At 70.9% G+C, this 25,783-nt stretch carries 26 protein-coding genes and 1 pseudogene; 17 read left to right on the top strand and 10 right to left on the bottom strand.

The window, feature by feature from the left end; all coding sequences use genetic code 11:
* Positions 1 to 3 precede the first annotated feature (3 nt).
* The 12 genes and pseudogenes from paaC (at position 4) to A8M77_RS05525 (ending at position 10,995) form a co-directional block, all read left to right on the top strand.
* Positions 4 to 780 (top strand): 1,2-phenylacetyl-CoA epoxidase subunit PaaC, encoded by a 777-nt coding sequence (gene paaC, locus A8M77_RS05580; RefSeq protein WP_086920558.1) that lies wholly within the window; start codon positions 4 to 6, stop codon positions 778 to 780.
* Complete coding sequence (gene paaD / locus A8M77_RS05575; RefSeq protein ID WP_086920557.1) at positions 780 to 1,313, top strand: 1,2-phenylacetyl-CoA epoxidase subunit PaaD; 534 nt, start codon at positions 780 to 782, stop codon at positions 1,311 to 1,313. Before paaC ends, paaD begins: the two co-directional genes overlap by 1 nt.
* Positions 1,314 to 1,327: 14 nt before the next feature.
* Entirely contained in the window at positions 1,328 to 2,413 is a 1,086-nt protein-coding gene (paaE, locus tag A8M77_RS05570; RefSeq protein ID WP_086920556.1) for a 1,2-phenylacetyl-CoA epoxidase subunit PaaE, read from the top strand.
* Positions 2,414 to 2,453: 40 nt separating this feature from the next.
* The gene (locus tag A8M77_RS05565) at positions 2,454 to 3,605 is read left to right on the top strand and encodes an ABC transporter substrate-binding protein (RefSeq protein ID WP_086920555.1); all 1,152 of its coding nucleotides are present in this window, start codon (positions 2,454 to 2,456) and stop codon (positions 3,603 to 3,605) included.
* 119 nt (positions 3,606 to 3,724) lie between these two features.
* Positions 3,725 to 4,753, top strand: coding sequence for a branched-chain amino acid ABC transporter permease (locus tag A8M77_RS05560; RefSeq protein WP_086920554.1), 1,029 nt, complete (start codon positions 3,725 to 3,727; stop codon positions 4,751 to 4,753).
* Positions 4,750 to 6,603: a branched-chain amino acid ABC transporter ATP-binding protein/permease gene (locus tag A8M77_RS05555; RefSeq protein ID WP_086920553.1), complete on the top strand. Its 1,854-nt coding sequence runs from the start codon at positions 4,750 to 4,752 to the stop codon at positions 6,601 to 6,603. Before A8M77_RS05560 ends, A8M77_RS05555 begins: the two co-directional genes overlap by 4 nt.
* 145 nt (positions 6,604 to 6,748) lie before the next feature.
* A complete protein-coding gene (locus tag A8M77_RS05550; protein WP_086920552.1) occupies positions 6,749 to 7,495 on the top strand; it encodes an ABC transporter ATP-binding protein in 747 nt (248 codons plus the stop codon).
* A 114-nt stretch (positions 7,496 to 7,609) separates the two neighbouring features.
* Positions 7,610 to 8,113 (top strand): annotated as a pseudogene (locus A8M77_RS05545) (DUF72 domain-containing protein); the annotation flags it as partial.
* A 129-nt stretch (positions 8,114 to 8,242) separates the two neighbouring features.
* Entirely contained in the window at positions 8,243 to 8,707 is a 465-nt protein-coding gene (locus A8M77_RS05540) for a DUF4259 domain-containing protein (RefSeq protein ID WP_086920550.1), read from the top strand.
* Between the two features lie 13 nt (positions 8,708 to 8,720).
* Complete coding sequence (locus A8M77_RS05535) at positions 8,721 to 9,470, top strand: ABC transporter permease (protein WP_086920549.1); 750 nt, start codon at positions 8,721 to 8,723, stop codon at positions 9,468 to 9,470.
* Complete coding sequence (locus A8M77_RS05530; protein WP_192871552.1) at positions 9,467 to 10,159, top strand: ATP-binding cassette domain-containing protein; 693 nt, start codon at positions 9,467 to 9,469, stop codon at positions 10,157 to 10,159. Before A8M77_RS05535 ends, A8M77_RS05530 begins: the two co-directional genes overlap by 4 nt.
* Positions 10,156 to 10,995, top strand: a complete 840-nt coding sequence (locus tag A8M77_RS05525; protein WP_086920548.1) for a substrate-binding domain-containing protein — start codon at positions 10,156 to 10,158, stop codon at positions 10,993 to 10,995. The genes A8M77_RS05530 and A8M77_RS05525 overlap by 4 nt, the downstream gene beginning before the upstream one ends.
* Before the next feature lie 77 nt (positions 10,996 to 11,072).
* Here the strand turns inward: A8M77_RS05525 and A8M77_RS05520 are convergent, their stop codons facing one another.
* The 8 genes from A8M77_RS05520 to A8M77_RS05485 form a co-directional block, all read right to left on the bottom strand.
* The gene (locus A8M77_RS05520) at positions 11,073 to 12,380 is read right to left on the bottom strand and encodes an MSMEG_0569 family flavin-dependent oxidoreductase (RefSeq protein WP_086920547.1); all 1,308 of its coding nucleotides are present in this window, start codon (positions 12,378 to 12,380) and stop codon (positions 11,073 to 11,075) included.
* Positions 12,381 to 12,407: 27 nt separating this feature from the next.
* Positions 12,408 to 12,698, bottom strand: coding sequence for an MSMEG_0570 family nitrogen starvation response protein (locus A8M77_RS05515; RefSeq protein ID WP_086920546.1), 291 nt, complete (start codon positions 12,696 to 12,698; stop codon positions 12,408 to 12,410).
* Positions 12,686 to 13,879: an MSMEG_0565 family glycosyltransferase gene (locus tag A8M77_RS05510; protein ID WP_086920545.1), complete on the bottom strand. Its 1,194-nt coding sequence runs from the start codon at positions 13,877 to 13,879 to the stop codon at positions 12,686 to 12,688. Before A8M77_RS05510 ends, A8M77_RS05515 begins: the two co-directional genes overlap by 13 nt.
* Positions 13,872 to 14,942: a sll0787 family AIR synthase-like protein gene (locus A8M77_RS05505; protein ID WP_086920544.1), complete on the bottom strand. Its 1,071-nt coding sequence runs from the start codon at positions 14,940 to 14,942 to the stop codon at positions 13,872 to 13,874. The genes A8M77_RS05510 and A8M77_RS05505 overlap by 8 nt, the downstream gene beginning before the upstream one ends.
* A gap of 59 nt (positions 14,943 to 15,001) precedes the next feature.
* Positions 15,002 to 15,583 (bottom strand): MSMEG_0567/Sll0786 family nitrogen starvation N-acetyltransferase, encoded by a 582-nt coding sequence (locus A8M77_RS05500; RefSeq protein WP_086920672.1) that lies wholly within the window; start codon positions 15,581 to 15,583, stop codon positions 15,002 to 15,004.
* Between the two features lie 20 nt (positions 15,584 to 15,603).
* Positions 15,604 to 16,695, bottom strand: coding sequence for an MSMEG_0568 family radical SAM protein (locus A8M77_RS05495; RefSeq protein WP_086920671.1), 1,092 nt, complete (start codon positions 16,693 to 16,695; stop codon positions 15,604 to 15,606).
* A gap of 71 nt (positions 16,696 to 16,766) precedes the next feature.
* Complete coding sequence (locus A8M77_RS05490) at positions 16,767 to 17,771, bottom strand: Nit6803 family nitrilase (RefSeq protein WP_086920543.1); 1,005 nt, start codon at positions 17,769 to 17,771, stop codon at positions 16,767 to 16,769.
* 23 nt (positions 17,772 to 17,794) lie between these two features.
* The gene (locus A8M77_RS05485; RefSeq protein ID WP_077000660.1) at positions 17,795 to 18,277 is read right to left on the bottom strand and encodes an MSMEG_0572/Sll0783 family nitrogen starvation response protein; all 483 of its coding nucleotides are present in this window, start codon (positions 18,275 to 18,277) and stop codon (positions 17,795 to 17,797) included.
* 359 nt (positions 18,278 to 18,636) lie between these two features.
* Between A8M77_RS05485 and A8M77_RS05480 the strand changes: the two genes are divergently transcribed.
* Entirely contained in the window at positions 18,637 to 20,067 is a 1,431-nt protein-coding gene (locus A8M77_RS05480) for an aminotransferase-like domain-containing protein (protein WP_086920542.1), read from the top strand.
* Here the strand turns inward: A8M77_RS05480 and A8M77_RS05475 are convergent.
* Positions 20,046 to 20,513 carry a winged helix-turn-helix transcriptional regulator gene (locus A8M77_RS05475; RefSeq protein WP_086920541.1) on the bottom strand — a complete coding sequence of 156 codons (468 nt, stop codon included), beginning with the start codon at positions 20,511 to 20,513 and terminating at the stop codon, positions 20,046 to 20,048. The two genes, A8M77_RS05480 and A8M77_RS05475, sit on opposite strands and share 22 nt — an antisense overlap.
* A gap of 130 nt (positions 20,514 to 20,643) precedes the next feature.
* On the opposite strand from A8M77_RS05475, the gene A8M77_RS05470 reads away from it, so the two are divergent.
* Positions 20,644 to 21,945, top strand: a complete 1,302-nt coding sequence (locus A8M77_RS05470) for a D-amino acid dehydrogenase (RefSeq protein WP_086920540.1) — start codon at positions 20,644 to 20,646, stop codon at positions 21,943 to 21,945.
* A 73-nt stretch (positions 21,946 to 22,018) separates the two neighbouring features.
* Positions 22,019 to 23,134, top strand: a complete 1,116-nt coding sequence (locus A8M77_RS05465) for a patatin-like phospholipase family protein (RefSeq protein ID WP_086920539.1) — start codon at positions 22,019 to 22,021, stop codon at positions 23,132 to 23,134.
* On the opposite strand, the gene A8M77_RS05460 is transcribed toward A8M77_RS05465, so the two are convergent.
* Entirely contained in the window at positions 23,067 to 24,047 is a 981-nt protein-coding gene (locus A8M77_RS05460) for a LysR family transcriptional regulator (protein WP_086920538.1), read from the bottom strand. The genes A8M77_RS05465 and A8M77_RS05460 overlap by 68 nt on opposite strands.
* A 71-nt stretch (positions 24,048 to 24,118) precedes the next feature.
* Between A8M77_RS05460 and A8M77_RS05455 the strand changes: the two genes are divergently transcribed.
* Together A8M77_RS05455 and A8M77_RS05450 are read left to right on the top strand one after the other, a co-directional pair.
* A complete protein-coding gene (locus A8M77_RS05455; protein WP_086920537.1) occupies positions 24,119 to 24,781 on the top strand; it encodes an HAD family hydrolase in 663 nt (220 codons plus the stop codon).
* Positions 24,782 to 24,794: 13 nt separating this feature from the next.
* Complete coding sequence (locus A8M77_RS05450; protein WP_086920536.1) at positions 24,795 to 25,778, top strand: tripartite tricarboxylate transporter substrate-binding protein; 984 nt, start codon at positions 24,795 to 24,797, stop codon at positions 25,776 to 25,778.
* The last annotated feature ends 5 nt before the right edge of the window (positions 25,779 to 25,783 follow it).

Below are 25,783 nucleotides of genomic sequence, written 5' to 3'. Positions count from 1 at the left end.
CGCATGCCCGTAGCCTCCATCGAAATTGATCGCCGCCCGGAGGTGCAGTACCTGCTGCGCCTGGGCGACACCTGCCTGATCCTCGCCCAGCGCCTGGGTGAATGGTGCGGCCACGCGCCCATCCTGGAGGAGGACATCGCCATGAGCAACATGGCGCTGGACCTGCTGGGCCAGGCGCGCGCGCTGCTGACCCGCGCCGGCGAGCTGGAGGGCCGTGCGCACGACGAGGACCAACTGGCCTTCCTGCGCGACGAGCGCGACTACTTCAACGCCACGCTGGTCGAGCTGCCGCGCGGCGACTTCGCCTTCAGCGTGCTGCGCAACGCGATGGCCGCGACCCTCCTCAAGCTGATGTGGGAAAGGCTGGAGGGATCGAGCGACGCCGAGGTGGCCGCGATCGCCGGCAAGGCCCTCAAGGAGGCGCGCTACCACCAGCAGCATTCGGCCGACTGGGTGGTGCGCCTGGGCGATGGCACCGAGGAATCGCGCTCGCGCATGGAGGCCGCGCTGGCCCAGCTGTGGCGCTACGTGCCCGAGCTCTTCGCGGCCGACGCGGTCGACCAGGCGGCGCGCGCCAGCGGCCTGGGCCCGGCCTGGTCCGATCTTCGCGAGGCCTGGTTCGCCGAGATGGGCGCCGTGCTCGATGAAGCGACCCTCGCCATGCCGGCCGAATCGGCCTTCATGAGCAGCGGCAAGCGCGGCGTGCACAGCGAGCACATGGGCTACATCCTGGCCGAGATGCAGCACCTGCAGCGGGCCTATCCCGGCGGGGTGTGGTGATGGTTGCCATGCCGCTGCCCATGGCCGACGAGGCGCGCATCGCGCGTGCCTGGGAAGTGCTCGACACCGTGCTCGACCCCGAGGTGCCGGCGCTGTCGGTCTGCGACCTGGGCATCGTGCGCGAGGTCGTGCCGCAGGCCGATGGCCTCGAGATCGTGCTCACGCCGACCTACTCGGGCTGTCCCGCCACCGAGGTCATCGAGCGCAGCGTGCTCGATGCCATCGAGGCCGCAGGCCTTGGCCCCGCGCGCGTGACCCTGCGCCGCGCCCCCGCATGGACCACCGACTGGCTCAGCGCCGACGGCAAGCGCAAGCTGCGCGAGCACGGCATTGCGCCGCCGGGCGCGGCTGCCCTGCCGGGCGGCGCCGTCCCGATCCGCCTGGTGCGCCGCCAGGCCGCCCAACCCGTGGCCTGCCCGCATTGCGGCAGCGCCCATACCGAGCGGCTGTCGGCCTTCGGTGCCACCGCCTGCAAGTCGCTCTACCGCTGCCTCGATTGCCGCGAGCCCTTCGAGCACTTCAAACCCATCTGAGCCACGAGCGTCACATGAGCGTCATCTTCCACCCGCTGCGCGTGCGCAGCATCGAGCCCGACACCGCCGAGGCGGTGATCGTCTCCTTCGACGTGCCGGAAGACCTGCGCGGCGTCTTCGGGTTCACCCAGGGCCAGTACCTCACGCTGCGCAAGGAGATCGACGGCCAGGACCTGCGCCGTTCCTACTCCATCTGCGCCGGCGTCGACGACGGCGAGCTGCGCGTGGGCGTGCGCAAGGTGCAGCAGGGCGTGTTCTCCAACTGGATCAACAGCAGCCTCCAGCCGGGCGACACCCTGCAGGTCATGGCGCCGCAGGGCCGCTTCTTCGTGCCCCTCGATCGCGAGGCGCGGCGCCACCACGTGGGCATCGCAGGCGGCAGCGGCATCACGCCCATCCTGTCGATCATGAAGACGGTGCTGGCGCGCGAGCCGCACTCGCGCTTCACCCTGATCTACGGCAACCGCCAGCTCAAGTCCACGATGTTCAAGGAGGAGATCGAGGACCTGAAGAACCGCTACATGTCGCGCCTGGTGCTGCAGCACGTGTTCTCGGACGAGCACACCGACGTGCCGATCAACGCCGGCCTGATGAACCGCGAGAAGATCGCCGAGTTCCTGCAGGGCCTGGTGCCGCCCGGGAGCATCGACCACGTCTACGTGTGCGGCCCCTTCCAGATGAACGACGAGGCCGAGGCCGCCCTGCTGGCGGCCGGGGTGCCGGAGGAGCGCATCCACATCGAGCGCTTCGGCCTGGCCCAGTCGCCCACCGGCACTGTCGGCGCCGTGGTGCACGAGCCGCAGCCCGGCGATGCCGAGACGGCGCGCATCACCATCGTGCGCGACGGCGTCAGCCGCGAGATCCCCTTCACCAAGGGCCAGCCCAGCATCCTGGACGCGGCCTCCTCCGCCGGCCTGGAGGTGCCGTACTCCTGCACCTCGGGCGTGTGCGGCACCTGCCGTGCAAAACTGCTGGAAGGGGAAGTTCGGATGGAGCGCAACTTCGCGCTGGAAAAGAATGAGGTCGCGAACGGCTTCATACTCACGTGCCAGGCGCACCCCCTGACCGAGCGCGTGCTGCTGTCCTTCGACGAGCGCTGAACGCACGGCTCACCCCATTGTTCAACTGAGGAGACTTCACATGAAAACTTTCACCCGCCTCGGCGTGGCACTGCTGTGCGCCATGGCCTTCGCCGCGCAGGCCGACATCAACGTCGGCGTCACCCTGTCGGCGACCGGGCCGGCCGCTTCCCTGGGCATCCCGGAGAAGAACACCATCGCGCTCATGCCCAAGACCATCGGCGGGCAGAAGGTCAACTACATCGTGCTGGACGACGCCTCCGACACCACCGCCGCGGTCTCGAACACGCGCAAGCTGATCAGCGAGAACAAGGTCGACGTCGTCATCGGTTCGACCGTCACGCCGAACTCCCTGGCCATGATCGACGTGGTCGCCGAGGAGAAGGTGCCGATGATCTCGATGGCCGCCTCGGCGCGCATCGTCGAGCCCATGGACGCCAAGCGCAAGTGGGTGTTCAAGACGCCGCAGAACGACATCATGATGTCGCTCGCGATCGCCGAGCACATGGCGGCCAACGGCGTGAAATCGATCGGCTTCATCGGCTTCTCCGATGCCTACGGCGAAGGCTGGTTCCAGGAATTCACCAAGGCCGCCGATCTCAAGAAGCTCAAGATCGTGGCCAACGAGCGCTACGGCCGCAGCGACACCTCGGTCACCGGCCAGACGCTGAAGCTGATCTCGGCCAAGCCCGACGCGATCCTGATCGCCGGTTCCGGCACGCCGGCCGCGCTGCCGCAGAAGACGCTCAAGGAGCGCGGCTACGCGGGCAAGATCTACCAGACCCATGGCGTGGCCAATGGCGACTTCCTGCGTGTCGGCGGCAAGGACGTCGAAGGCACGCTGCTGCCGTCGGGCCCGATGCTGGTCGCCTCGCAGCTGCCGGACTCGCACCCGGTCAAGAAGTCCGCGAAGGCCTACGTGGAGGCCTACGAGGCCGCCAACGGCAAGGGCAGCGTGTCCACCTTCGGCGGCCATGCCTGGGACGCCGGCCTGATCATGAGCGCCGCGATTCCGGTCGCGCTGAAGTCGGCCCAGCCCGGCACGCCGGCCTTCCGCGCCGCGCTGCGCGATGCGCTCGAAGGCGTGAAGAACGTCGCTGGCGCCCATGGCATCTTCACGATGTCGGCGACCGACCACCTGGGCCTCGACCAGCGCGCCCGCGTGATGGTCAAGATCGAGAACGGCGCCTGGAAATACCAACCTCAAGACTGATCCGGTCCGACCCGGTCATCTGAGCTGAGATCCCGCAACCAAAGCGTGCGCGCGACGGCGCACGCGGGCCTGGCGCCGACGACGCGCCGGGCTCGCGCGCGCCGCGCCGGAGGAGCTGCATGGACACGCAAATCGCCCTGATCCTGGGGCAGGACGGCATCGTCAACGGGGCGATCTACGGACTCATGGCACTGGCCCTGGTGCTGGTGTTCTCCGTGACCCGCGTCATCTTCATCCCGCAAGGGGAATTCGTCGCCTTCAGCGCGCTGTCGATGGTGGCGCTGCAGGCAGGCAAGGTGCCGGCCACGCTGTGGCTGCTGCTGGTGCTGGCGGTGGCCGCGCTGGTGGTGGAGCTGTGGCGCTGGAAGCGTGGCGCGGCGGTGGACTGGGCCTCGACGCTGGCCTGGTGCGTGGTGCTGCCGCTGGTGAGCTGCGCGCTGGTGCTGCTGCTGCGCCCCGAGTCGCTGCTCGCGCAGACGCTGACCGCGATTGCGGTGATCGTGCCGCTGGGTCCGCTGCTCTACCGCCTGGCCTACCGGCCGCTGGCCGACGCGACCGTGCTCACGCTGCTGATCGTCTCGGTGGCGCTGCACGGGGTGCTGGTCGGCCTGGGCCTGCTCTTCTTCGGCGCGGAGGGTTCGCGAACGCCGGCCTTCTCGGAGATGCGCCTGGACCTGGGCGGTGTCGCGATCACCGGCCAGGCGCTGGTGGTGGTGGCGGTCACCGCCGCGCTGGTGGTGCTGATGTTCCTGTTCTTCGAGCGCTCGATCGTCGGCAAGGCGCTGCGCGCCACCGCCATCAACCGCGTCGGTGCGCGGCTGATGGGCATCCCGACCGGTCTCTCGGGTGACCTGAGCTTCGCGCTCGCGGCGCTGATCGGTGCGGTGTCGGGCCTGCTGATCGCGCCCATCACCACCATCTACTACGACACCGGCTTCCTGATCGGCCTCAAAGGCTTCGTCGCCGCCATCGTCGGCGGGCTGGCCAGCTATCCGCTGGCGCTGGTGGGCGCGCTGATCGTCGGCCAGCTGGAGGCGTTTTCCTCGTTCTGGGCCAGCGCGTTCAAGGAAGTGTTCGTCTTCACGCTGATCATTCCCGTGCTGTGGTGGCGTTCGCTTTCCAGCCGTCACGTGGAGGATGAGGAATGACGCGCCGGCACCTGACGCTTGCCTTCATCGTCGCGCTCGCCGCGGTGTGGGGCTTCCTGCCGGACTTCTCGGTCACGGTGCTCAGCTACATCGGCCTCTATGCGCTGGTGGCGGCCGGCCTGGTCATGCTGACCGGCGTGGGCGGCATGACCTCCTTCGGCCAGGCCGCCTTCGTCGGTGCCGGCGCCTATGCCACCGCCTGGGTCTGCACCTCGCCGATGGTGGCGGCCGCGCTGGGCGGCATCAGTCCCGCGCTGCTGCCCTGGCTCGGCCTGCTGTTCGGCATCGTGGTCACCTTCTTCATCGCCTGGGGCCTGGGCGCGATCACGCTGCGCCTGTCGGGCCACTACCTGCCGCTGTGCACCATCGCCTGGGGCCTGAGCTTCTATTTCCTGTTCGGCAACCTCGAGTTCCTCGGCGGCCACACCGGCGTGGCCGGCGTGCCGGCCATCGTGGTCGGCGGCCTGTCCCTGGCCTCGCCGCGCTCCCTGGGCGTGGTGATCTGGGGTGTGCTGCTGCTGGCGCTGTGGGCGCTGCACAACCTGCTGGATTCGCGCGAAGGCCGCGCCATCCGCGCCCTCAAGAGCGGGCGGGTGATGGCCGAGTCCATGGGCGTGGACACCGGCCGCTACCGCATCAAGGTCTTCGTGCTGGCGGCGCTGATGGCGGCGCTCTCGGGCTGGCTCTATGCGCACATGCAGCGCTTCATCAACCCCACGCCCTTCAACCTCAACATCGGCATCGAGTACCTCTTCATGGCGGTGGTGGGCGGTGCCGGCCACCTGTGGGGCGCGGTGCTGGGCGCGGCGCTGATCACGCTGCTGAAGGAGCAACTGCAGAACATCCTGCCCAGCCTGCTGGGCTCCAGCGGCAACTTCGAGGTGATCGTGTTCGGGCTGCTGATGCTGGTGGTGCTGCAGCGCTTCGCCGACGGCCTGTGGCCTACGCTGGCGCGTCTCGGCGGCCGCTTCCTGAAGCCGGTCGCGGCGCGCCCGCCGCGCCGGGTGCTGGCGCTGCCGCAGGCCGCCTTGCCCACGCGCGGCCGCACGGTGCTCGATGCCAGGGCCGTGACCAAGCGCTTCGGCGGCCTGGTGGCCAACGACGCGGTCAACCTCGACGTCAAGGCCGGCGAGATCCATGCGCTGATCGGACCCAACGGCGCCGGCAAGAGCACCTTCTTCAACATGATCTCGGGCGTGGACGATCCCACCGAGGGCGAGGTGCGCCTGATGGACAAGGCCATGACCGGCAAGCCGTCGCGCGACTTCGCCGCGCTGGGCCTGGGCCGCACCTTCCAGCACGTGCGCCTGCTGGGCCAGCGCCGGGTGATCGAGAACGTGGCGCTGGGCGCGCACCGGCGCGGCCAGCGCGGCTGGATCGCCTCCATGCTGCGCCTGGACCGCGCGGAAGAAGCGGCCCTGCTGGCCGAAGCGGGCCGGCAGATCGAGCGCTGCGGCCTGGCCGAGTTCGCCGACGTGCCGGCGGGCGCCCTCGCGCTCGGCCAGCAGCGGGTGGTGGAGATCGCCCGCGCCCTGGCCGGCCATCCCGCGGTGCTGCTGCTCGACGAGCCGGCGGCCGGGCTGCGCCACCTGGAGAAGCGCGCCCTCGCGACGCTGCTCGACCAGCTGCGCGCCGAGGGCCTGGGCATTCTCGTGGTGGAACATGACATGGAGTTCGTGATGAACCTGGCCGATCGCATCACCGTGCTGGAGTTCGGCGCCGTCATTGCGCGCGGCACGCCGGCCGAGGTACAGGCCGATCCCAAGGTGCTGGACGCGTACCTGGGCGGCGTCGACGAGCCGGCGCCGCAGGCGCTGGCGGTTCAGCGGCCGAAGGAGCAGACAGCATGAAGGCGCCGGCTTTACTCCCTTTCCCTCTGGGAGAGGGCTGGGGTGAGGGCACCGGGCGCCTGATCAGGCAGGTGCCTCATCGACCGCCGCATGCCCTCACCCCCACCCTCTCCCAGAGGGAGAGGGAGCAAGACAGAGCCGCTCGATGAATACGTCTCCACTCCTCCAGCTCAAAGACTTCTGCGTCTCCTACGGTCCCGTCGAGGCCGTGCACCACATCGACCTGCGGGTCGATGCAGGCGAGATCGTGACCGTGATCGGACCCAACGGCGCCGGCAAGACCACGCTGCTGTGCGCAGCCATGGGCCTGCTGCCTTCGCGCGGCCGCCTGCTGCTGGGCGGCGAGCCCATGACGCGCATCAGCGTCGAGGCCATGGTGGCGCGCGGCGTCGGCCTGGTGCCCGAGAAGCGCGAGCTCTTCGGCGAGATGCCGGTGGAGGACAACCTGCTGCTGGGCGGCTTCTCGCGCTGGTGGCGCGGCGAGCGCGACCAGCGCCAGCGCATGGACGAGGTCTTTGCCATCTTCCCGCGCCTGGCCGAGCGCCGCGCGCAGCTGGCCTCCACGCTCTCGGGCGGCGAGCGCCAGATGCTGGCCATCGGCCGCGCGCTGATGGCGCGGCCGCGCCTGCTGATGCTGGACGAGCCCTCGCTCGGCCTGGCTCCGCTGATCGTGCGCGAGGTGCTGCAGGTGGTGTCCTCGCTGCGCCAGCATGGCGTGTCGGTGCTGCTGGTGGAGCAGAACGCGCGCGCCGCGCTGCAGGTGGCGGACCGGGCCTACGTGCTGGAGATGGGCGCGGTCGCGCTGCAAGGTGCAGCCTCCGAGCTGCTGCACGACCGCCGCATCATCGACACCTACCTGGGGCTGGGCACGCGCGCAGAAAAGGCAGCATAGCGGTCGCCGCGCGTGCGGCCTTGTCCTTCACGGCTGGGCCGGGCTGCGGCACAGAATCGCACGCCGAGGCCCGGCATCCCGCGCGGGTCCGCCACCACCCGAGGCCAGGACATCATGGCTGCAAGATCCGGCGAAGCGCGCATCGGCATCTCAGGCTGGCGCTATGCGCCCTGGCGCGGCAGGTTCTATCCGAAGGGGCTGCCCCAGCGCCTGGAGCTTGCCTTCGCCTCGCGCATGCTGTCCACGATCGAGCTCAACGGCTCCTTCTATTCGCTGCAGCGGCCGGAGTCCTACGAGGCCTGGCATGACGAGACGCCCGAGGGCTTCGTGTTTGCGGTCAAGGGCTCGCGCTACATTACGCACCAGCTGCGGCTGAAGGACGTGGAGACGGCGCTCGCCAACCTCCTCGCCTCGGGCGTGCTGGCGCTGCGCGCCAAGCTGGGACCGATCCTGTGGCAGTTCCCGCCGTCGATGGCCTACCAGCCGGAACGCTTCGAGGACTTCTTCTTGCTGCTGCCGCGCGACACCCACGCCGCGCTGGCCCTTGCGCGCCGGCACGACGAGCGGATGGAGGGGCGCAGCTGGCTTCGCCGTTCCACGAAGCGGCCACTCAGGCACGGTGCACGCGCCCTACGATGCCGCGCAGCTCGCACGGCGGCTGGAGCTGCCGACCGGGCTCGGCCCTGAAGGAGAATTCGTGCTGCCGCCCGAATTGGCGCCGGCCCCGACGAAGAAGACGTGAGATCGATGTACGCCCAGTTGAAGAACACTTGCCTCGGCGCCCTGGTGCTGTCGACGTGCCTCGCAGCCCATGCCGGCGCCTGGGGCGACGGCGCCCTGGACAACGACGCAGCCCAGGATTGGCTGGCCCAATGCGCCGAGACGGCGGATGCCGCCCTGGTCCCGGAGGCGATCGACATGGCCCTCGTCGCCAGCTACGTCGAGGCCGATGACGGCGCGGTGGCGGTGGCCGCCGCCGAGGTCATCGCCCATGCGCTCGAGCGCGGGGGAGCGGCGAAGCGCGCGCCGGTGGCGCCCTGCCTGGCGAGCACGGCGCCGGCGGAGATCCGCGCGCTCGCGTCGCGGGCCCGGCAGGCGCTGGTCCGCGTGGCCGATCCCCGGGTCTCCGAACTGGCGCAGCTGTGGAGCGAGGACGGCAGGAACCGCAGCGCGGACACCCTGCGCCGGCTGGCGCAGCGCCTGGCGCGTTGACGTGCCTGCGTCCATGAACACCTTCACCGACAGTGCCGCTGCCGCCTGGCACCTCCTCGTCTCCGCCGACCCGGCGCTGTTCGCGATCGTCGGCCGTTCGCTCGCGGTCAGCGGCATCGCCTGCCTGCTCGCCTGCGGGCTGGGCCTGTGGCTGGGCGCCTGGCTCGCCGTGGCGCGCTTTCCGGGCCGCGGCCTGCTCCTCGCCGTGCTCAATACGCTGCTGGCCCTGCCCTCGGTGGTGGTGGGTCTGGTGATCTATCTTCTGCTCTCGCGCTCGGGGCCGCTGGGCTTCCTGGGCTGGTTGTTCTCCTTCAAGGCGATGGTGCTGGCCCAGTCCATCCTGGTGCTGCCGGTGGTCACCGCGCTGACGCGGCAGACCATCGAGGACGCGGACCGCGCCCACGGCGAGCAGCTGCGTTCGCTCGGTGCCGGCGGCCTGATGCGGGCGTTGCTGCTGGTGTGGGACGAGCGCTATGCGCTGGTCACGGTGCTGATCGCCGCCTTCGGCCGCGCGGTGTCGGAGGTCGGCGCCGTGATGATCGTGGGCGGCAACATCGACGGCTTCACGCGCGTGATGACCACCGCCATCGCGCTGGAGACCAGCAAGGGCGACCTCCCGCTCGCGCTGGCCCTTGGGCTGGTGCTGCTGGGCGTGGTGCTCCTGCTCAACCTCGCCATCAGCGCGCTGCGCGGCTGGCGCGAGCGCGTGGACGGCGGCGCGGCCGATGCAGCCGGTCTGCGCCGCGTGGATGTCGCATCGTGAGCCGAGCTCTGTTCTCCTTGCAGGGGATCGACGTGCGCTATGGCCGCGTGCCGGCGCTGGTGGGCGCCACGCTGTCGATCCATGCCGGCGAGCGCGTCGCGCTGATCGGCGCCAACGGCAGCGGCAAGAGCACGCTGCTGCGCGTGCTGCACGGGCTGGTGCCGCACGCCGCCGGCGCCTTCAGCGGCCATGTGCCGCGGGAGGCGCAGGCCATGCTGTTCCAGCGCCCGCACATGCTGCGCATGAGCGTGCGCAACAACGTCGCGCTGGCGCTCTGGCTGCGCGGCATGCCCTGGCGCAGCGCGCAGCAGGAGGCGCTGGCGGCGCTGGCGCGGGTCGGGCTGGAGGGCCTCGCGGGGCGCAATGCGCGGACGCTGTCGGGCGGGCAGCAGCAGCGGATGGCGTTGGCGCGCGCCTGGGCGCTCAAGCCTGCGGTGCTGATGCTCGACGAGCCCACCGCCAGCCTGGACCCGACCGCCAAGCGCGAGGTGGAAGCGCTCATCGCCGAGGCTGCGCACGGCCGCACCCTGGTGTTCGCGAGCCACAACCTCGGGCAGGTCAAGCGGCTCTCGAGCCGCGTCATCTACCTCGAGCAGGGCCGCGTGCTGGCGGACCTGCCGGTGCATGATTTCTTTCACGGGCCGCTTCCTGAAGCGGCCCGTCTGTTCGTCAAAGGAGAACTCGCATGAAGTCTTTGAAGTTCCTGGCGGCCGCCCTGGCCGCGCTGGCCGTGGCGGCCGGCAGCCTGGCGGCGCAGGCGGAGACCATCACCATGGCGTCCACCACCTCGACCGAGCAGTCCGGCCTGTTCTCGCACCTGCTGCCGGCTTTCAGGCAGGCCAGCGGCATCGACGTCAAGGTGGTGGCCGTGGGCACCGGGCAGGCCATCGACATGGCCAGGCGCGGCGATGCCGACGTGCTGTTCGTGCACGACACGGCGGCGGAGGAGAAGTTCGTGGCCGAGGGCTTCGCGGCGAAGCGCCATGCGGTCATGTACAACGACTTCGTGCTGGTCGGCCCGAAGAACGATCCCGCGGCGGCAAAGGGCCGGGACATCGTCGCCGCGCTGAAGAAGGTCGCCTCGGCCAACGCGCCTTTCGTCTCGCGCGGCGACAAGAGCGGCACCGATGCCGCCGAGCGCCGGCTGTGGACGCAGACCGGCGTGGCGGAGGCGGGCCAGCCGGTGCCCAACGACAGGAAGGGCAGCGGCTACAAGGAATGCGGCTGCGGCATGGGGCCGGCGCTCAACATCGCGGCCTCCAGCGGCGCCTATGTGCTGGCCGACCGCGGCACCTGGCTGAGCTTCAGGAACCGCGCCGACCTGGCGGTGCTGGTGGAGGGCGACAAGCGGCTCTTCAACCAGTACGGCGTGATGGTGGTGAGTCCCGCGAAATTCCCGCAGCTCAACAGCGCCGGAGCGCAGAAGTTCGTCGACTGGGTGATCTCGCCGGCGGGGCAGTCGACGATCGCGAGCTACAAGATCGGCGGTGAGCCGCTGTTCTTCCCCAATGCGGGGGCGCAGTAGGGCCGCGGCGCGGCGCGCCTCGTCACCGCGGCAGGGCCCGCTGCATCACCGACGGCACGGCGTCTCCTGCAGTCGCACTACCCGGACATCTCGGCCACCATCTGGTCCTGCCGGATCGGTGCGGCCGGAACCGCCATCTTCCGTGAGCCTTCGATCACCGACACCAGATGGCGCGCATCGTCCGCCACGCCCAGGAAGCGGCCCGAGCCCCACGTGTTGAGCCACGGCAGCCCGACGAAATACAAGCCCGGCACCGGCGACACGCCGCGCCGGAAGCGGGGATGCCCGCGCCCGTCGAAGGCCGGCAGGTCGATCCACGCATAGTTCGCGCGAAAGCCGATCGCCCAGACGATGCTCGTGATGCCGGCGGCGGCGAGGTCGAGCGCCGTCGGGTCCGAGGCCGGTGCCCAGCTCGGCACGAAGGGCGCCTCCACCGGCGCGTCGATGCCCGCCTTGGCGATGTAGTTGTCGATGTCGCGCCGGATGTTGCAGTAGACCTCGTCCGCGTCGTCGAGGTTCTTGCGCAGGTCCGGCCTGAAGCTGACCCGCGTTCCCCGGATGTCGTCGAGCGAGCCATAGAGCTTCACGCCTTCCAGCGCGAAGCGGCGCAGGTCGATCTCGTGCCCGCCGTCGCGGCCGGTCATGTAGTGGTTGGTCTTGTGCCGGGCTTCGTCGCCCAGCGGATGGCGGTCGACGGTGAGCTGGTAGAAGCCCATGTCGTGCAGCCACTCGGTCGATTCGCGGCCGCGGTACATGCGCGGCGAGCGCGGCGCGGAGCCCACCGCCAGGTGCACCTTGCGCCCGGCGAGGTGGAGGTCTTCCATGATCTGCACGCCGGACTGGCCCGACCCCACCACCAGCACTTCGCCCTCGGGCAACTGCGCGGGATTGCGGTAGGCCACGGAATGCAGCTGCGTGATGTCCGGCGGCAGGCTGTGCGCGCAGGGCGGCACGATCGGTATGTCGTAGCCGCCGGTCGCGACCACGACGTGATCGGCGGTGCAGCTGCCGATGTCGGTCGCCACCTCCAGGGAACCGTCGGCATGCCGGCCGACGCGCGTCACGCCCACGCCCTCGATGACGGGCGGGCGCGTCTTCTGCGCGAAGGCTTCCAGGTAGGCCACGATCTCGTCGCGCAGCATGAAGCCCTTCGGATCGCTGCCGCGGTAGGGAAAGTCGGGCAGGCGGCACTGCCAGTTCGGCGTGACGAGGCAGAAGCTGTCCCAACGTTCGCTGCGCCAGGAATGGCCGATGCGGCGCTTCTCGAGCACGACGTGGTCGATGCCGGCACTCTTCAGGTAATAGCTGGTGGACAGCCCCGCCTGTCCGCCGCCGATCACGACGACGGAGTAGCGGGTTGCGAGGGGTGTGTTGGAGGTGGTCATGGGGTTTCCGGGATGGATCGAGGGATGTCAGGCGGGGCCGAAGGAGAGCACGTCCACCCGTGCCTCCGGCAAGTCGGAGAAGCGCCGGGCCTCGGCCTCGATCGCCTCGAGCTGGTCGCTCGCACGCGAGCAGGCGAATCCGAACTTGGCCTTCACCCGTTCGTTGGCGATGCCGGTGGCTTCGCGCAGCTTTTCCATGAATACCGGCAGCGCATAGGACGATCCAGGCGCGAAATAGTCCTGAATCACCAGCGAGGGGGAGTAGGCGATCGTCTGGCTGGCATCGGGCCAGCGCAGCATGTAGGTCATTGCAGGCATGTGGGGCTTTCGAGGACTTGTTCGTAGATCACGGCATGCGCCTGCGCGCTGCGCTGCCAGCTGTGCGCTTGGCACACCGCGGGCGAATGGCGCAGGCGCGGCTGCGACCAGGCCCGCGCCAGGCCCGCGGCGACGCTGCTCGGGTTTTCGGGATCGCACCAGCTCACGCCTTCGCAGCCGCGCAGGTGTTCGGTGAAGGGCGGCCGGCGCGAGACCAGCACCGGCGTTCCGCAGGCCAGCGCCTCGATCGCCACCAGGCCGAAGCCTTCGTTGAGCGAAGGCATGGCCACCAGGCGCGCGCGGCGCATCAGGGCCGGCACGGCCGCGTCGGGCACGGCGCCGGTGCGCCAGACCGCCTGCCCGGGGCCTTCGACCAACCCCTCCTCGTGCAGGGCCCGCTGCCAGCGCTGCTGTTCGGCGCCGTGCTGGAGCAGGCTGGCACCGCCCGCCACGAGCAGCCGGGCGCGCGCCGCTGCCGGCGCCTCGCGGCGAAGGCGCGCGAAACCGCGCAGCAGCATCGCGCTGTTCTTGCGCGCCTCGACGCCGCCGAGGGCCAGGACAAGCGGCGCGTCGTCCAGCCCTTCGGCGACGAGCGCCGCGAGCGCGGCTTCGTCTCCGGGCGAGGCCGCCGGCGTGAAGCGGTGCAGGTCCACGCCGTTGAAGACGCGCAGCACCGGCGGCGCCTCGGGCTCGATGCGCAGCCGTTGCAGCCAGCCGTCGCTCACGCAGCACACGACGCGCGCCGAGCGCCAGGCCTGGTCCTGCCAGCCGGCCAGCCGCGGATCGCCGAAGCTGTCGAGGTGATGGACCGTGCGCATCCAGGGCACGGCCGGCGAGATCCGGGCCAGCGCCGCGCCATTGAGGCTGTCCTGTGCGTGGACGATGCCGACGCCCGATGCCCGGATGGCCGGCGGCAGCGCACGCGCCAGCGCGTCGATGCGCTCACCCACCTGGTCGGCCATCGCCGTACTGCGGGGCGTGGCCATGCGAAGCGGCATGAAGCCGATCGGCAGCGCGGCCGGCAGTGCGCGGAAAAGCGTCTGGCCGGGCTCCAGGGGCGCCATCACCGTCACGCGAATGCCCTGCCTGGCGAGCGCCAGGCCGAGCTCCAGCGTGTGCACCACGCCGCCGCGCGGCAGCACGCTGTGCATCAGCAGGCCGACGTGCAGGGCCTCAGGCATGGCAGGGCGCCTCGTTGACCGGCGCGCCGGTCGGTCGCGACGGCAGGATGAAGCCCGCGCGGCCCAGGTCCCAGAGCGTCTCGGTCGCGCCGTCCAACTCGACGTCGACACGGGTTGCGGCCGTGACTTCCCCGATGTCGGCGCAGGCGATGCCGCGCTGGGCGAAGCGCTGCGTCACGGCCGCGCACTGCCCGGGCCGCAGCGAGAGCAAGAAGCCATAGCTCGGGAAGGCGCTCAGCCAGCGCAGGCGCGCGGCGTGGGCCTCGGGCGCCGGGTCGCGCCAGCCGCGCCAGCCCGCGGAGGGCGGCGGCACGGGCAGGGCGTCCAGGCTGACGCGGGCACCGCGGCCCGAGCATTCCAGCAGCATCAGCAGGGTGCCCAGCACCCCGGCCATGCTGATGTCCTTGCCGGCATCGCACAGGCCTTCGCCGGCCAGTTCCGCCAGCACGGCGAGGTCGGCCTGCAGCCGTGGGGCCGGCGCGCGGGTGCTCGCGTTCCAGAAAGGCGCATCGCCCTCCCAGGCGCCGCGCAGGTCGACCGCCATCACGATCCTGTCGCCCGGGCGGGCGGCGAAGCTGGAGATCAGCCGTTCGGCCCGGCCGAGCACCGCCACGGCCAGCTGGTCCGTGGCGCTGCGCAGGTTGGTGTGCCCGCCGACCAGCGGCACGCCGTATTGCCGGCAGGCGGCCTGCATGCCCTCGATCACGCGGGCGCCGTTGTCGGAGGCCGCACTGCTCCAGAGCGCATCGACCACGGCGACGGGTCGCCCGCCCATGGCCGCGACGTCGCTGAGGTTGACCATCACTGCGCTGTAGCCCGCGAACCAGGGCTGCTGCCGGACGAAGTCGGGCATGAGGCCCTCGATGGCCAGCAGCTGGTAGCCGCCACCCGGCAAGGGCAGCACCGCGCAGTCGTCGCCGTTGGGGACGGCCGTGCGCGCGGCATCGGCCGCATCGTGGCCCAGCCCCGCCATCACCTGCGCGATGTCGCGCTTGTGCGCGAAGCCGCGGCCGTGCCGCAGCGCGTCGAGCAGCGAGGCGAGGATGCCCTGCGCGCTGCTCATGGGAATACCTTCGCCTTCGGCTGCGGTATGCGCCCTCTTCGGAACGGCCGGGCGGGCGCTCATGACGATGGGCCCCCGGACAGCACGAAGCCGCCTTCGGGGTTGCGGCAAGGGGGGTAGTGCCGCAGGTCCGCCCGCATCTGCGCATGCGGCGCGCCCTGCAGCATGACGGTGGCCTCCTGGCGCCAATGCAGGCGCTCGAAGAGCGGCACGTTCTGCACCTGCACGTGGGCGAGGAACTCGCGGCAGCCGCGTGCATGGGCGCTGCTCACGGCCAGGCGGATCAGTCCGGTCCCCAGCGCGGCGTGGCGGCGCCAGGGTGCGGCGACCGCCAGGCGCGAGCCCCACCACAGGCCGGGTTCCGCCTCGTGGATGCGCACGGTGCCGACCACTTCGTCGGGCAGGCCGGCCAGGGTCGAACAGGCGACCAGCAGCCGCGTGCCCGCCTGCGCATCGATCGCATCGCGGTCGTCGCGGTCGAACAGGCGCTGTTCCTCGCAGAAGACCTGGCGGCGCAGGGCCAGGGCTTCGCGCTGCATCCACGGGATGCTGGCCCACTGGATGCGGAAGGCGCTGGTGCTGGGGCGCGTGGCGGCGGCGGGCGGGACCGACCAGGCCGCCGCGTCGAGCAGGACGTTCATCATGATGTGTCTCCCGGAACTCAGGCCGTGGCCGCTTCCTCGGCGTCCTCGAAAACGGAGAGGGTGGAACAGGCCGCGCAGCGGCCGCAGCCGGCCTTGATGTCGCCCGCCCGCAGGCCCGCTTCGCGCACCATGGCCCCCAGCGGCTGCAGCACCGACTGCATGAAGTCGGCGCCCGGCGGCGGATGGTCTTCGAGCGGCGTGCCGCTGATCGGCACGAAAGGCACGACGAAGGGATAGACGCCGATCGACAACAGGCGCCGGCTCGCGTCGAGCAGGGCCTGCGCGCTGTCGCCCAGCCCGGCCAGCAGGTAGGTACTGACCTGGCCGCGGCCGAACACGTCCACGGCCGCCTCGAAGGCCTCCCAGTAGCGGCTCATCGGCACCTCGGCCTTGCCCGGCAGGATCTGCCGGCGCAGGTCATCGCCGACGACTTCGATGTGCATGCCGAGGGTGTCGGCGCCCGCGTCCTTCATCCGCCGGAACCAGGCATCGGTGTCCGGCGGCTCGCACTGGACCTGGATCGGCAGGTCGACCGCGGCCTTCACCGCCTCGGCGCTCTCGCAGAGGATCAGCGCACCACGGTCGCGCGTCGGCGGCGTGCCGGTGGTCATCACCATGTGGCGCACGCCGTCGAGCTCGACCGCGGCCCGGGCGACCTCGGCCAGTTGCGCCGGCGTCTTGCGCTCGATGGTCCGCCCGGCCGCCAGCGACTGGCCGATGGCGCAGAAGCGGCAGGCCTTGCGCCGGCTCTCGTAGCGGATGCAGGTCTGCAGCACGGTGGTGGCCAGCACGTCGGTGCCGTGCAGCGTGGCGATCTGCTGGTAGGGAATGCCGTCCGCGGTCTGGCGGCCATAGAAGCGGGGCGTGCGCGGAAAGGCGATCTGCGCAATCGGGATGGTGCCGCGCCGCAGGATGGCGCTACCGTCGGCGCCGGGCGCGCCGGCGATGAAGGGCGAGTCGAAGGCGCCGTGCGTGTGCACGGGCACCATCAGCGTCACGCCGTCGACGGTGACGGCCTTGTGGTCCGAGGGGCCCGCGCCGCCGCGGCGGCTGGCGGCGCCTGCCTGGGGAAATTCCAGTCGCAGGCCGCGGGTCTGGAGCTCGGTCATCAAGTCGCGTGTGGCGGTGTTCACTGGACGACCTTCGCCTGCGGCTGCGGTATCCGCCTTGGGAGCGGCCCTCATGCGGCCTCCGGCACGACGGCGTCGTTCATGGCGGAAAGCGGGGGAGCAAGCTCGACCGCGGCGGCATCGAGCGCCCGGGTGGTGGCCGCGGCCTCGCGCCGGATGGCAAGGCTCAGCAACTCGGGCCGCGCATAGTGGCCCACCGAGTCCATCATCCGCTTGCGCTTGTCGATCAGCGCCAGGTCCAGGTCGGCGATGACCAGGCCTTCGCCCTCCGTGAGCGGCTCGGCCAGGTACTTGCCTTCCGGCGAGACGATCGCGGCGTGGCAGCCGCCGCGCAGCGCGCCCTGCAGGCTTTCGTCGGGCGCCAGGCGGCGGATCTGCTCCTCGTGCAGCCAGCCGGTCGCATTGACCACGAAGCAGCCCGATTCGAGCGCGTGATGGCGGATGGTCACGCCCATCTGCTCCGCGAAGATGGGCCCGACCAGCGAGCCGGGGAACTGGGCGCAGTGGATCTGCTCGTGGTCGGCCATCAGCGCGTAGCGGGCCAGCGGGTTGTAGTGCTCCCAGCAGGCGAGGGCGCCGACGCGTCCGACGCGGGTGTCCACCGCCTTCAGGCCGCTGCCGTCGCCCTGGCCCCAGACCATGCGCTCGTGGTAGGTCGGCGTGATCTTGCGGCGCCTCAGCAGCAGGCGGCCGTCGGCATCGAAGAGCAGCTGCGTGTTGTAGAGGCTGCCGTGGTCGCGCTCGTTGACGCCCAGCACCACCACCATGCCGGCCTGCCGGGCCGCCTGCGCCACCGCCTCGGTGACAGGCCCCGGCACGGTGGGCGCGCGCTGCATCAGCAGCAGGTGGTCGGCGCCCTGCCGCACCGGCGGCTGCACGAAGGAGAAGTAGGGGTAGTAGGGCACGAAGGTCTCCGGGAAGACGATCAGCTCCACCCCCTTGCGGGCCGCCTGCTCGATGGTCTCGAGCACGCGCGCGAGCGTGCCCTCGCTGCTGTCGATGTCGGGTGCGATCTGCGCGGCGGCCGCGCGCACGGTCTTCTTCGTGGTGGCCATGGGTGCTCCTGTGCCGGACAGCCTCAGAGCGTCCAGGTGTCGAGGATGAACGCGCCTTCCTTGCGGTGCAGCAGCACGATGTCGAGCACGTCCAGCGGGTTGATCGGCCGGATGCCCTCGATCAGCGCACCTTCGCCGTGGCCGTAGAGCGCCTGCAGCGCGAAGCGGCAGGCATAGACCTTGCCGCCCTCGGCGATGAACTTGGTGATCTGCTCGTTGAAATTCTGGTGGCCGGGAAAGGCGGCGTCGCCCAGCTTCGGAAAGCCGCGCTTGACGCCGAGCGTCACGCCGGGGCCGTAGAGCAGGATCGACGTGTCGAAGCCCTTGCGCTGAAGGCGCGTCGCCTGCAGCAGGTTGACGAAGCCGATCGAGCCTTCGAAGGCCACGGTGTGGAAGGTCACGAGCGCCTTGTCGCCCGGCGCGGCCTTCACGTCCTCGAAGACCTTCTCTTCGTAGTCGACCAGGAAGTCGCCCTTCTGGGCTGCGGGGTGGGTCACTTGGGGCATGGGATCCTCTCGGTTGCGGGTGGGTGATGGGGTCTTCCGCCGATGCGATCAATCCGGTCGAGGGGAGCGCGCCGGCGGTGCGCTTTCCCTTGCGAGGCTCGTACCCGCGCGGCGCCGATGCGGTCGATCAAGATCCGATCAAGCGCGGCAGGAGCGCATCGCCGGCCTTGCGGCACGCGGGCACGGGCGCGGTGCGGCGGCCTCGCAGGCGCCCGGCCGCACCAGAGCCGCCTGATCCCGATGCAATCAATGCATCCGATCAATGGCATGGCGCACCGAAAAAAGGCCTCGGCCGCGCGTGCCGCCGGGCACGGTTTGCGCTCTACTCGAAGCCGTCCTCCCACCCCACCGATCACTTCATGGCCTTTGCGCACTGGGTGCCCCGCCTCCGCCAGAGCGGCCTGCCCGCCTACCAGCTCATTCCGGACCTGCTGGCCGAGGATCTGCAGCGCGGCCGTCTGGCGCCGCGCGACCGGTTGCCGCCGCTGCGCCTGCTGGCGCAGCAGCTCGGGCTGAACTACACGACGGTGGTGCGGGGCTTCGCCGAGGCGCGCGAGCGGGGCTTGATCGCCTCGCGGCCTGGCCTGGGGTCCTACGTGCGCGGCTCCTTCATCGGCCTGCCGCTGCGCGCGGGCACGGGCGCCGAGATGACCATGAACATGCCGCCCGAACTGGCCGATCATCCGGCCGGCGCCCGCCTGCAGGAAGAAGCGGCCGCCTACGTGTCGGACACGCCGATCCCCGATCTCATGCGCTATCGCGACGCCGGCGGCTCGAAGCGCGAGCGCGGCGTGGCGGCGCAATGGCTGCGGCAGTGGGTCGGCCACGCCACCGCCGAACGCGTGCTGGTGGCGCCCGGCATCCACAGCGTGCTGCTCGCGCTGATGAGCATGCTGGTCAAGCCGGGGCAGAGCCTGGCGGTCGAGTCGCTGGCGTACCCGGGGCTGAAGGCGATCGCGGCGCAGCTGGGCACGCAGCTGCAGCCGCTTCAATGCGACGAGGAGGGCATTGTTCCGCAGTCCTTCGAGCTGCTGTGCAAGAGCGCATCCATCGGCGCGCTGTACCTGTGCCCGAACATCCACAACCCCACCACCTCGACCCTGTCATTGGGGCGGCGCGAGCAACTCACGGACATCGCGTCGCACCACAGCATCCCGATCATCGAGGACGATGCCTATGGCATGCTGGCCCCGGCGGTGCCGCCGCCGCTGGCGGATTTCGCGCCGGGGCTGACGTACTACGTCAGCGGCACGTCGAAGTGGCTCGGCGCGGGCTTGCGCAATGCCTTCGTGCTGGCACCGTCGGAGGCTGCCACGCTCCGTCTTGCGGGCGCGCTGCGCGCCACCACCGTGATGGCCTCGCCCTGGACGGCCGGGCTGGTGACGCGGTGGCTGGAATCGGGCGTCGGCGCGCAGGTGCTCGACGCGATGCGGGCCGAGTGCAGCTGGCGCAGTGCGCAGGCCCGGGAGCTGCTCGGCGACCTCGGGTTGCGCACGCATCCGCAGGGCTTTCACGTCTGGCTGCCGCTTCAGGAGCATGGCGCCGCGGCCCGTGCGGGCGCCGAGATCGCCTCGGTGCTGCAGCATCTCGGCGTCGCGGCCGTGGCGAGCCAGGCTTTCTCGACCGACCGCATGCCGCCCGAGGCCTTGCGCCTGTGCCTGGGCGGCGCGTTGACGCGGGAGGACTGCGGGCGGGCCCTGCGTGCGGTGCGCAAAGCGGTGCTGGAGGGCACCGGGCCGGCGATCGACTCGCGGGATCCGGCAATGGCTCACCGGTCCAGCGGGAGATAAAGGCTTTCCTTGACCTCCTCCATCACCACATAGCTGTTCGACTCTGCCGGCACCGGCAACTTCTTGAGCAGGTCGCCCAGCAGCCGCCGATAGTCGCTCATCGCGCGCAGCCGCGCCTTGACCAGGTAGTCGAAGCCGCCCGAGACCAGGTGGCATTCCATCACCTCGGGCACGTGCAGCAGCTCCTTGCGCACCTTGTCGAAGACATCGGCCGATTTGGACGAGAGCGTGATCTCCACGAACACCAGCAGCGTCTTGCCCAGCGCCTGCGGGTCGATGCGGGCGTGGTAGCCGGTGATCACGCCCTCGCGCTCCATGCGCCGCACGCGCTCGGTGCAGGGCGAGGTGGACAGGCCGATCTGCTGGGCCAGCTCGGTCATCGGCATGCGGCCCTCGCGCTGCAGGATGTCGAGGATCTTGCGGTCGGTTCGGTCGAGCTCGGTCATTTCACTCCTGGAGGCCATCCGTAGCCTCGTTGACAGGAAGGATCACTGCCATTCGGCTTCATTTCAGTGGAGTTTATGGCAGGAGTATGAATAACCTAGGCTTCTTTCTCGGCTTCGAAGGGGTCTTGCAATGAAAGTGATCGTTCTGGGCGGCGGCGTGATCGGCGTCACCACGGCCTACTACCTGGCGCGCTCGGGCGCCGAGGTCACGTTGCTCGATCGCCAGCAGGGCCCCGCGGAAGAGACCAGCTTCGCCAATGCCGGCCAGGTTTCGCCCGGCTACTCCACGCCCTGGGCCGCGCCCGGCATTCCGCTGAAGGCGCTCAAGTGGATGTTCCAGAAGCACGCGCCGCTCTCGATCCGCCCCGACGGCAGCCTGTTCCAGCTGCAATGGATGGCGGCCATGCTCAGGAACTGCTCGCCCGAGCGTTACGCGGTCAACAAGGAACGCATGATGCGCGTGGCCGAATACAGCCGCGACTGCCTGCGCGCGCTGCGTGCCGAGACCGGCGTGAACTACGAGCACCGCACCCAGGGCACCCTGCAGCTCTTCCGCACCGAGGCGCAGCTCGACGCCGTGGCGCGCGACGTGGCGGTGCTGGAGGAGTGCGGCGTGCCCTACCAACTGCTCGATCGCCGTGAGTTGAGCGCCTTCGAGCCGGCCCTGGCCCGCACCGGCGATCTGCTGGCCGGCGGCCTGCGCCTGCCCAACGACGAGACCGGCGACTGCCACCTGTTCACCCGTGGCCTCGCCGAGGTCGCACGCGGGCTCGGCGTGGATTTCCGATTCGGCCAGGCGGTGGACGGCCTGGTCACCGAGGGCGGCCGCGTCACCGGCGTGCGCACGGGCCGCGAGGTGCTCCAGGCCGACCGCTACGTGCTGGCCTTCGGCAGCTACTCCCGCGATTTCCTCGCGCCGCTGGGCCTGCGCATTCCGGTCTACCCGGTCAAGGGCTACTCGCTGACCGTGCCGTTGGTCGACCCCGCGCTGGCGCCGCAATCCACCGTGCTCGACGAGAGCTTCAAGGTCGCCGTCACCCGCTTCGACGACCGCATCCGCGTCGGCGGCATGGCCGAGCTCTCGGGCTTCGACCTGCGCCTGAACCCGCAGCGGCGCGCGACGCTGGAGCGCGTGGTGAGCGAGCTCTTCCCCGGCGGCGACCTCGCGCGCGCCAGCTTCTGGACCGGCCTGCGCCCGATGACGCCCGACAGCACGCCCATCGTCGGCCCCACCCCCTATGCCAACCTGTACCTCAACACCGGCCACGGCACGCTGGGCTGGACCATGGCCTGCGGCTCGGGCAAGCTGATTTCGGACCAGGTGATGGGTCGGCGCCCCGACATCCGCACCGACGGCCTGGGCGTCGACCGCTACCAGCGGCAGCCCGGCCGCCGTCCGGCGGGCGCGCAGCCTGCCGGCGTTCCTGCCTGATCCGGGCCATCCGCGCTGCCGCGGCGCGGGCCTTTTCTTGCCAGGTGTCACGGTCGGGGCGGACACTCGGCGCATGACAGCAGGAAAGCGAACAGAACTTCCCGGGCAGGTGGTGCTCGTGCTCCAGGGTGGAGGTGCACTCGGCGCCTATCAGGCCGGTGTGTACGAGGCCCTGAAGGACGCGGGCATCGAGCCCGACTGGGTCATCGGCACCTCCATCGGCGCCATCAACGGCGGCCTCATCGCCGGCAACGCGCCGGCCGTGCGCCTGGAGCGCCTGCGCGAGTTCTGGCAGAGCGTGCAGCAGGCGCCGTTCCCGGCCGGCAGCTGGAACACCATCTTCCAGGGACTGCCCGCCTTTTTCCGGCCACGCATCGCCGGCTGGGGCGCACTGGGTGCCGCGGTCGGGCTCGACGAGGCCTCGTTCTACACCACCGAGCCGCTGCGCGGGACACTGGGCAGGCTGATCGACATCGACCTGCTGCGCGAAGCCCAGACCCGGCTCACCGTCGGCGCCGTCGCGGTGCGCAGCGGGCAGATGACCTATTTCGACAGCCGCATCTGCGCGCTGGGCGTGGACCACCTGATGGCCTCCGGCGCGCTGCCGCCGGCCTTTCCCGCGGTGCGTATCGACGGCGAGGCCTATTGGGATGGCGGTGTCTACTCCAACACGCCGATCGAGGCCGTGTTCGACGACGTGCCGCGCAGGAGCGGGGTGATCTTCTCGGTCAACGTCTGGCAGCCCAGCGGCGACGAGCCGCGCTCGATCTGGGAGGCCCTGGGCCGGCAGAAGGACATCCAGTACGCGAGCCGGGCCGACAGCCACATCGCGCGGCAGCAGCAGTTGCACCACCTGCGCCACGTGATCCGCGAGCTGTCGCGCCAGTTGCCGGCCGGCAAGCGCGAGGCACCCGAGGTGCGCGAGCTGCTGGCCTACGGCTGCGGCACCACGATGCACGTGGTGCGCCTGCTCGCGCCCTCGCTGGACAGCGAGGATTTCTACAAGGACATCGACTTCAGCGCCGCCGGCATCCGCATGCGCTGGGAGGCCGGGCACCGGGACGCGAGCCGCATCCTGCGGCGCGCGCCGTGGAACGATCCGGTCGATCCGATGCAGGGCGTCATCGTGCACGAGCTTTCCGCGCGCTCGGGGGCGCAGGTGCGGCGGGCGCCCGACCCCGGGCGCTGAGCGCGGGCTTTCCCATCGAATCCTCGAGGAAGGCCAGCAGCGCCTGCACGCGCGCCGTGCGGCCGCGGCGCGTGGGCACCAGCGCCAGCACCGGCGCGCTGTCCAGGCGCCACTCGGCCAGCACCCGCACCAGGGCGCCGCGCGCGACCGCCTCGGCCGCATCCCATTCGGAGCGCAGCACCAGGCCCAGGCCCTGCTCGGCCCACTCGCGCGCGACCGTGCCGTCGTTGGTGGTGAAGGCCGGCACGATGCGCACCGACTCGCGCGCCTTGCGCGAGCGCGCCGCATCGCCGCCCGGGCGATGGAAGTGCCAGAGCGTCACGTCCTCCTCGTTCTCGCGGATGCTGATGCAGGCATGGGCCAGGAGCTCGCGCGGTTCGCGTGGCGTGCCGTGACGGCGCAGGTAGTCCGGGCTGGCGCACAGCCAGCGCTCGTTGAAGGCGAGGGTGCGCGCCACCCAGGACGAATCGCGCACGGTGCCGATGTGGATCACCACGTCGGAATCGTGCCGGTCGGGCCAGGGCGTCTCGCGCAGGTCCAGCTGCAGGCGCAGGCCCGGGTGCAGGCGGGAGAAGCGTGCCAGCATCGGCGCGATGCGCTGCCGCCCGTAGCCGAAGGGCGCCGCGATGCGCAGCGTGCCGGTGAGCTGGCGGTCGTCGCGTTGGAAGGACTGGGGCAGGGCCTCGAGCCGCCCGAGCAGCTCGGCGGCCTCGCGCGCGAAGCGCTCGCCCTCGGCCGTCAGGCTCAGGCGGCGCGCCGTGCGCACGGCCAGCGCGAGTCCGAGCGTGGCCTCGAGCTTGCGCAGGCGCATCGACAGCGCGGGCGGCGTGACGTTCAGGGCGCGGGCGGCGGCACTCAGGGAAGGCGCTTGCGCCAGTGCCGCGGCCAGTTGCAGGTCCTCGATGCGAAGCATTCAGCCGAGCTTAACGATTGATGCAGCAAGCGTAAACCACAAGAAGGCCCCGACTTCCTACAGTAGGCCCCATGCAAGCACCTGCCCCACCCACCACCTACCCGCGCGCCGTGCTGTTCGACCTGCTCACGGCGCTGCTGGATTCCTGGTCGCTCTGGAATGCGGCCGCCGGCTCCGAGGCGCAGGGCCGCGCCTGGCGCGCCGAATACCTGCGGCTCACCTACGGCTGCGGCGCCTATGTCGCCTACGAGGAACTGGTGCGTCGCGCGGCCGCGGCCGTGGGCCTGCCCGCTTCGGCGCCGGAAAGGCTCGAAGCGGACTGGGATCGCCTCCAGCCCTGGGACGGCGCGCGTGAACTGCTGCAGGCGCTGCGCCCGCATTGCCGGCTGGGCGTGGTAACCAACTGCTCCGAGCGCCTGGGCCGGCGCGCGGCGGCGCTGCTGGACGTCGATTGGGACGTGGTCCTGACCTCGGAAGAGGCCGGCTTTTACAAGCCTGATCCGCGCCCCTACCGGATGGCGCTGGAGCGCCTGGCGGTCGCGCCGCGCGAGGCGGCCTTCGTCGCCGGCTCCGGCTACGACCTGTTCGGCACCTCCGCCGTCGGGCTGCGCACCTACTGGCACAACCGCGTCGGTCTCGCCTTGCCGCAGGGCGCATCGGCGGCGGAACGTCAATCACCGACGCTGGCGCAGGCGCTGCCGTGGCTGCAGGGCTTCCACGCACCGGTTCGCTGACAAGGGAATCACCATGCCAATCGTTCCTGCGCGCCGGCTGCTGCTCGCCGCAAGCCTCGCCCTCTGCACGACCGCGCACGCGCAACCCGCCACCTTCCCGCAACGCCCCGTCACGCTCATCGTGCCCTTCCCGGCGGGTGGCCCGAGCGATGCGCTGGCGCGCGGCCTGGCCCAGCACATGGGCACCCGGCTCGGCCAGCCGGTGGTGGTCGACAATGTGGCCGGCGCCGGCGGCACCATCGGCCTGGTGAAGATGATGCGTGCCGCACCCGATGGCTACACGCTGGGCTTCGGCACCATCGGCACGCACGTGGCCAACGCCGCGTTCTACAAGAAGCTGCCCTACGACCCGGTGGCCGACTTCCAGCCCGTGGGCCTCGCGGGCGGCGCGCCGATGCTGCTGGTGGCGCGGGCCGACCTGCCCGCGAACAACCTGGCCGAGTTCAGCGCGTGGCTGCGCAGCCACCAGGGCAGGGCCTCCTACGCGAGCGCCGGTGTGGGCTCGGTGTCGCACTACGGCTGCGTCATGCTGCTGTCGGCGCTCAAGCTCAACGTGACCCACGTGCCGTACCGCGGCGTGGCGCCGGCGATGAACGACCTCATGGGCGGGCAGACCGACTTCATGTGCGACCAGACCACCACCTCCTTGCCGCAGGTCGCCGGCGGCAAGGTCAAGGCGCTGGCCGTGCTTTCGGCTCAGCGCCTGCCCAGCTTGCCCCAGGTGGGCACCGCAGCGGAAGCGGGCCTGCGCCTGGACGTGCGTTCGTGGAACGCCGTCTTCGCGCCGCGTGCCACGCCCACACCCGTCGTCGCCCGCCTGCAGGCTGCATTGGAAAGCGCGGTGGCCGATGCGGGCTTCCGCCAGCAGATGCAGACGGTCGGCGTCGAGCTGCCGGCACCCGGGGCCGCGGCACCGGCCGCCGTCACCGCCCTGATCTCGCGCGGCTTGCGCGACGATGTGCCCGCGCTCAAGGCCAAGGGCGAATTCCTCGATTGAGATCC

Source organism: Variovorax sp. JS1663 (genome assembly GCF_002157355.1).
Lineage (GTDB): Bacteria > Pseudomonadota > Gammaproteobacteria > Burkholderiales > Burkholderiaceae_C > Variovorax.
This window is presented reverse-complemented; position numbering and strand designations above follow the sequence as displayed.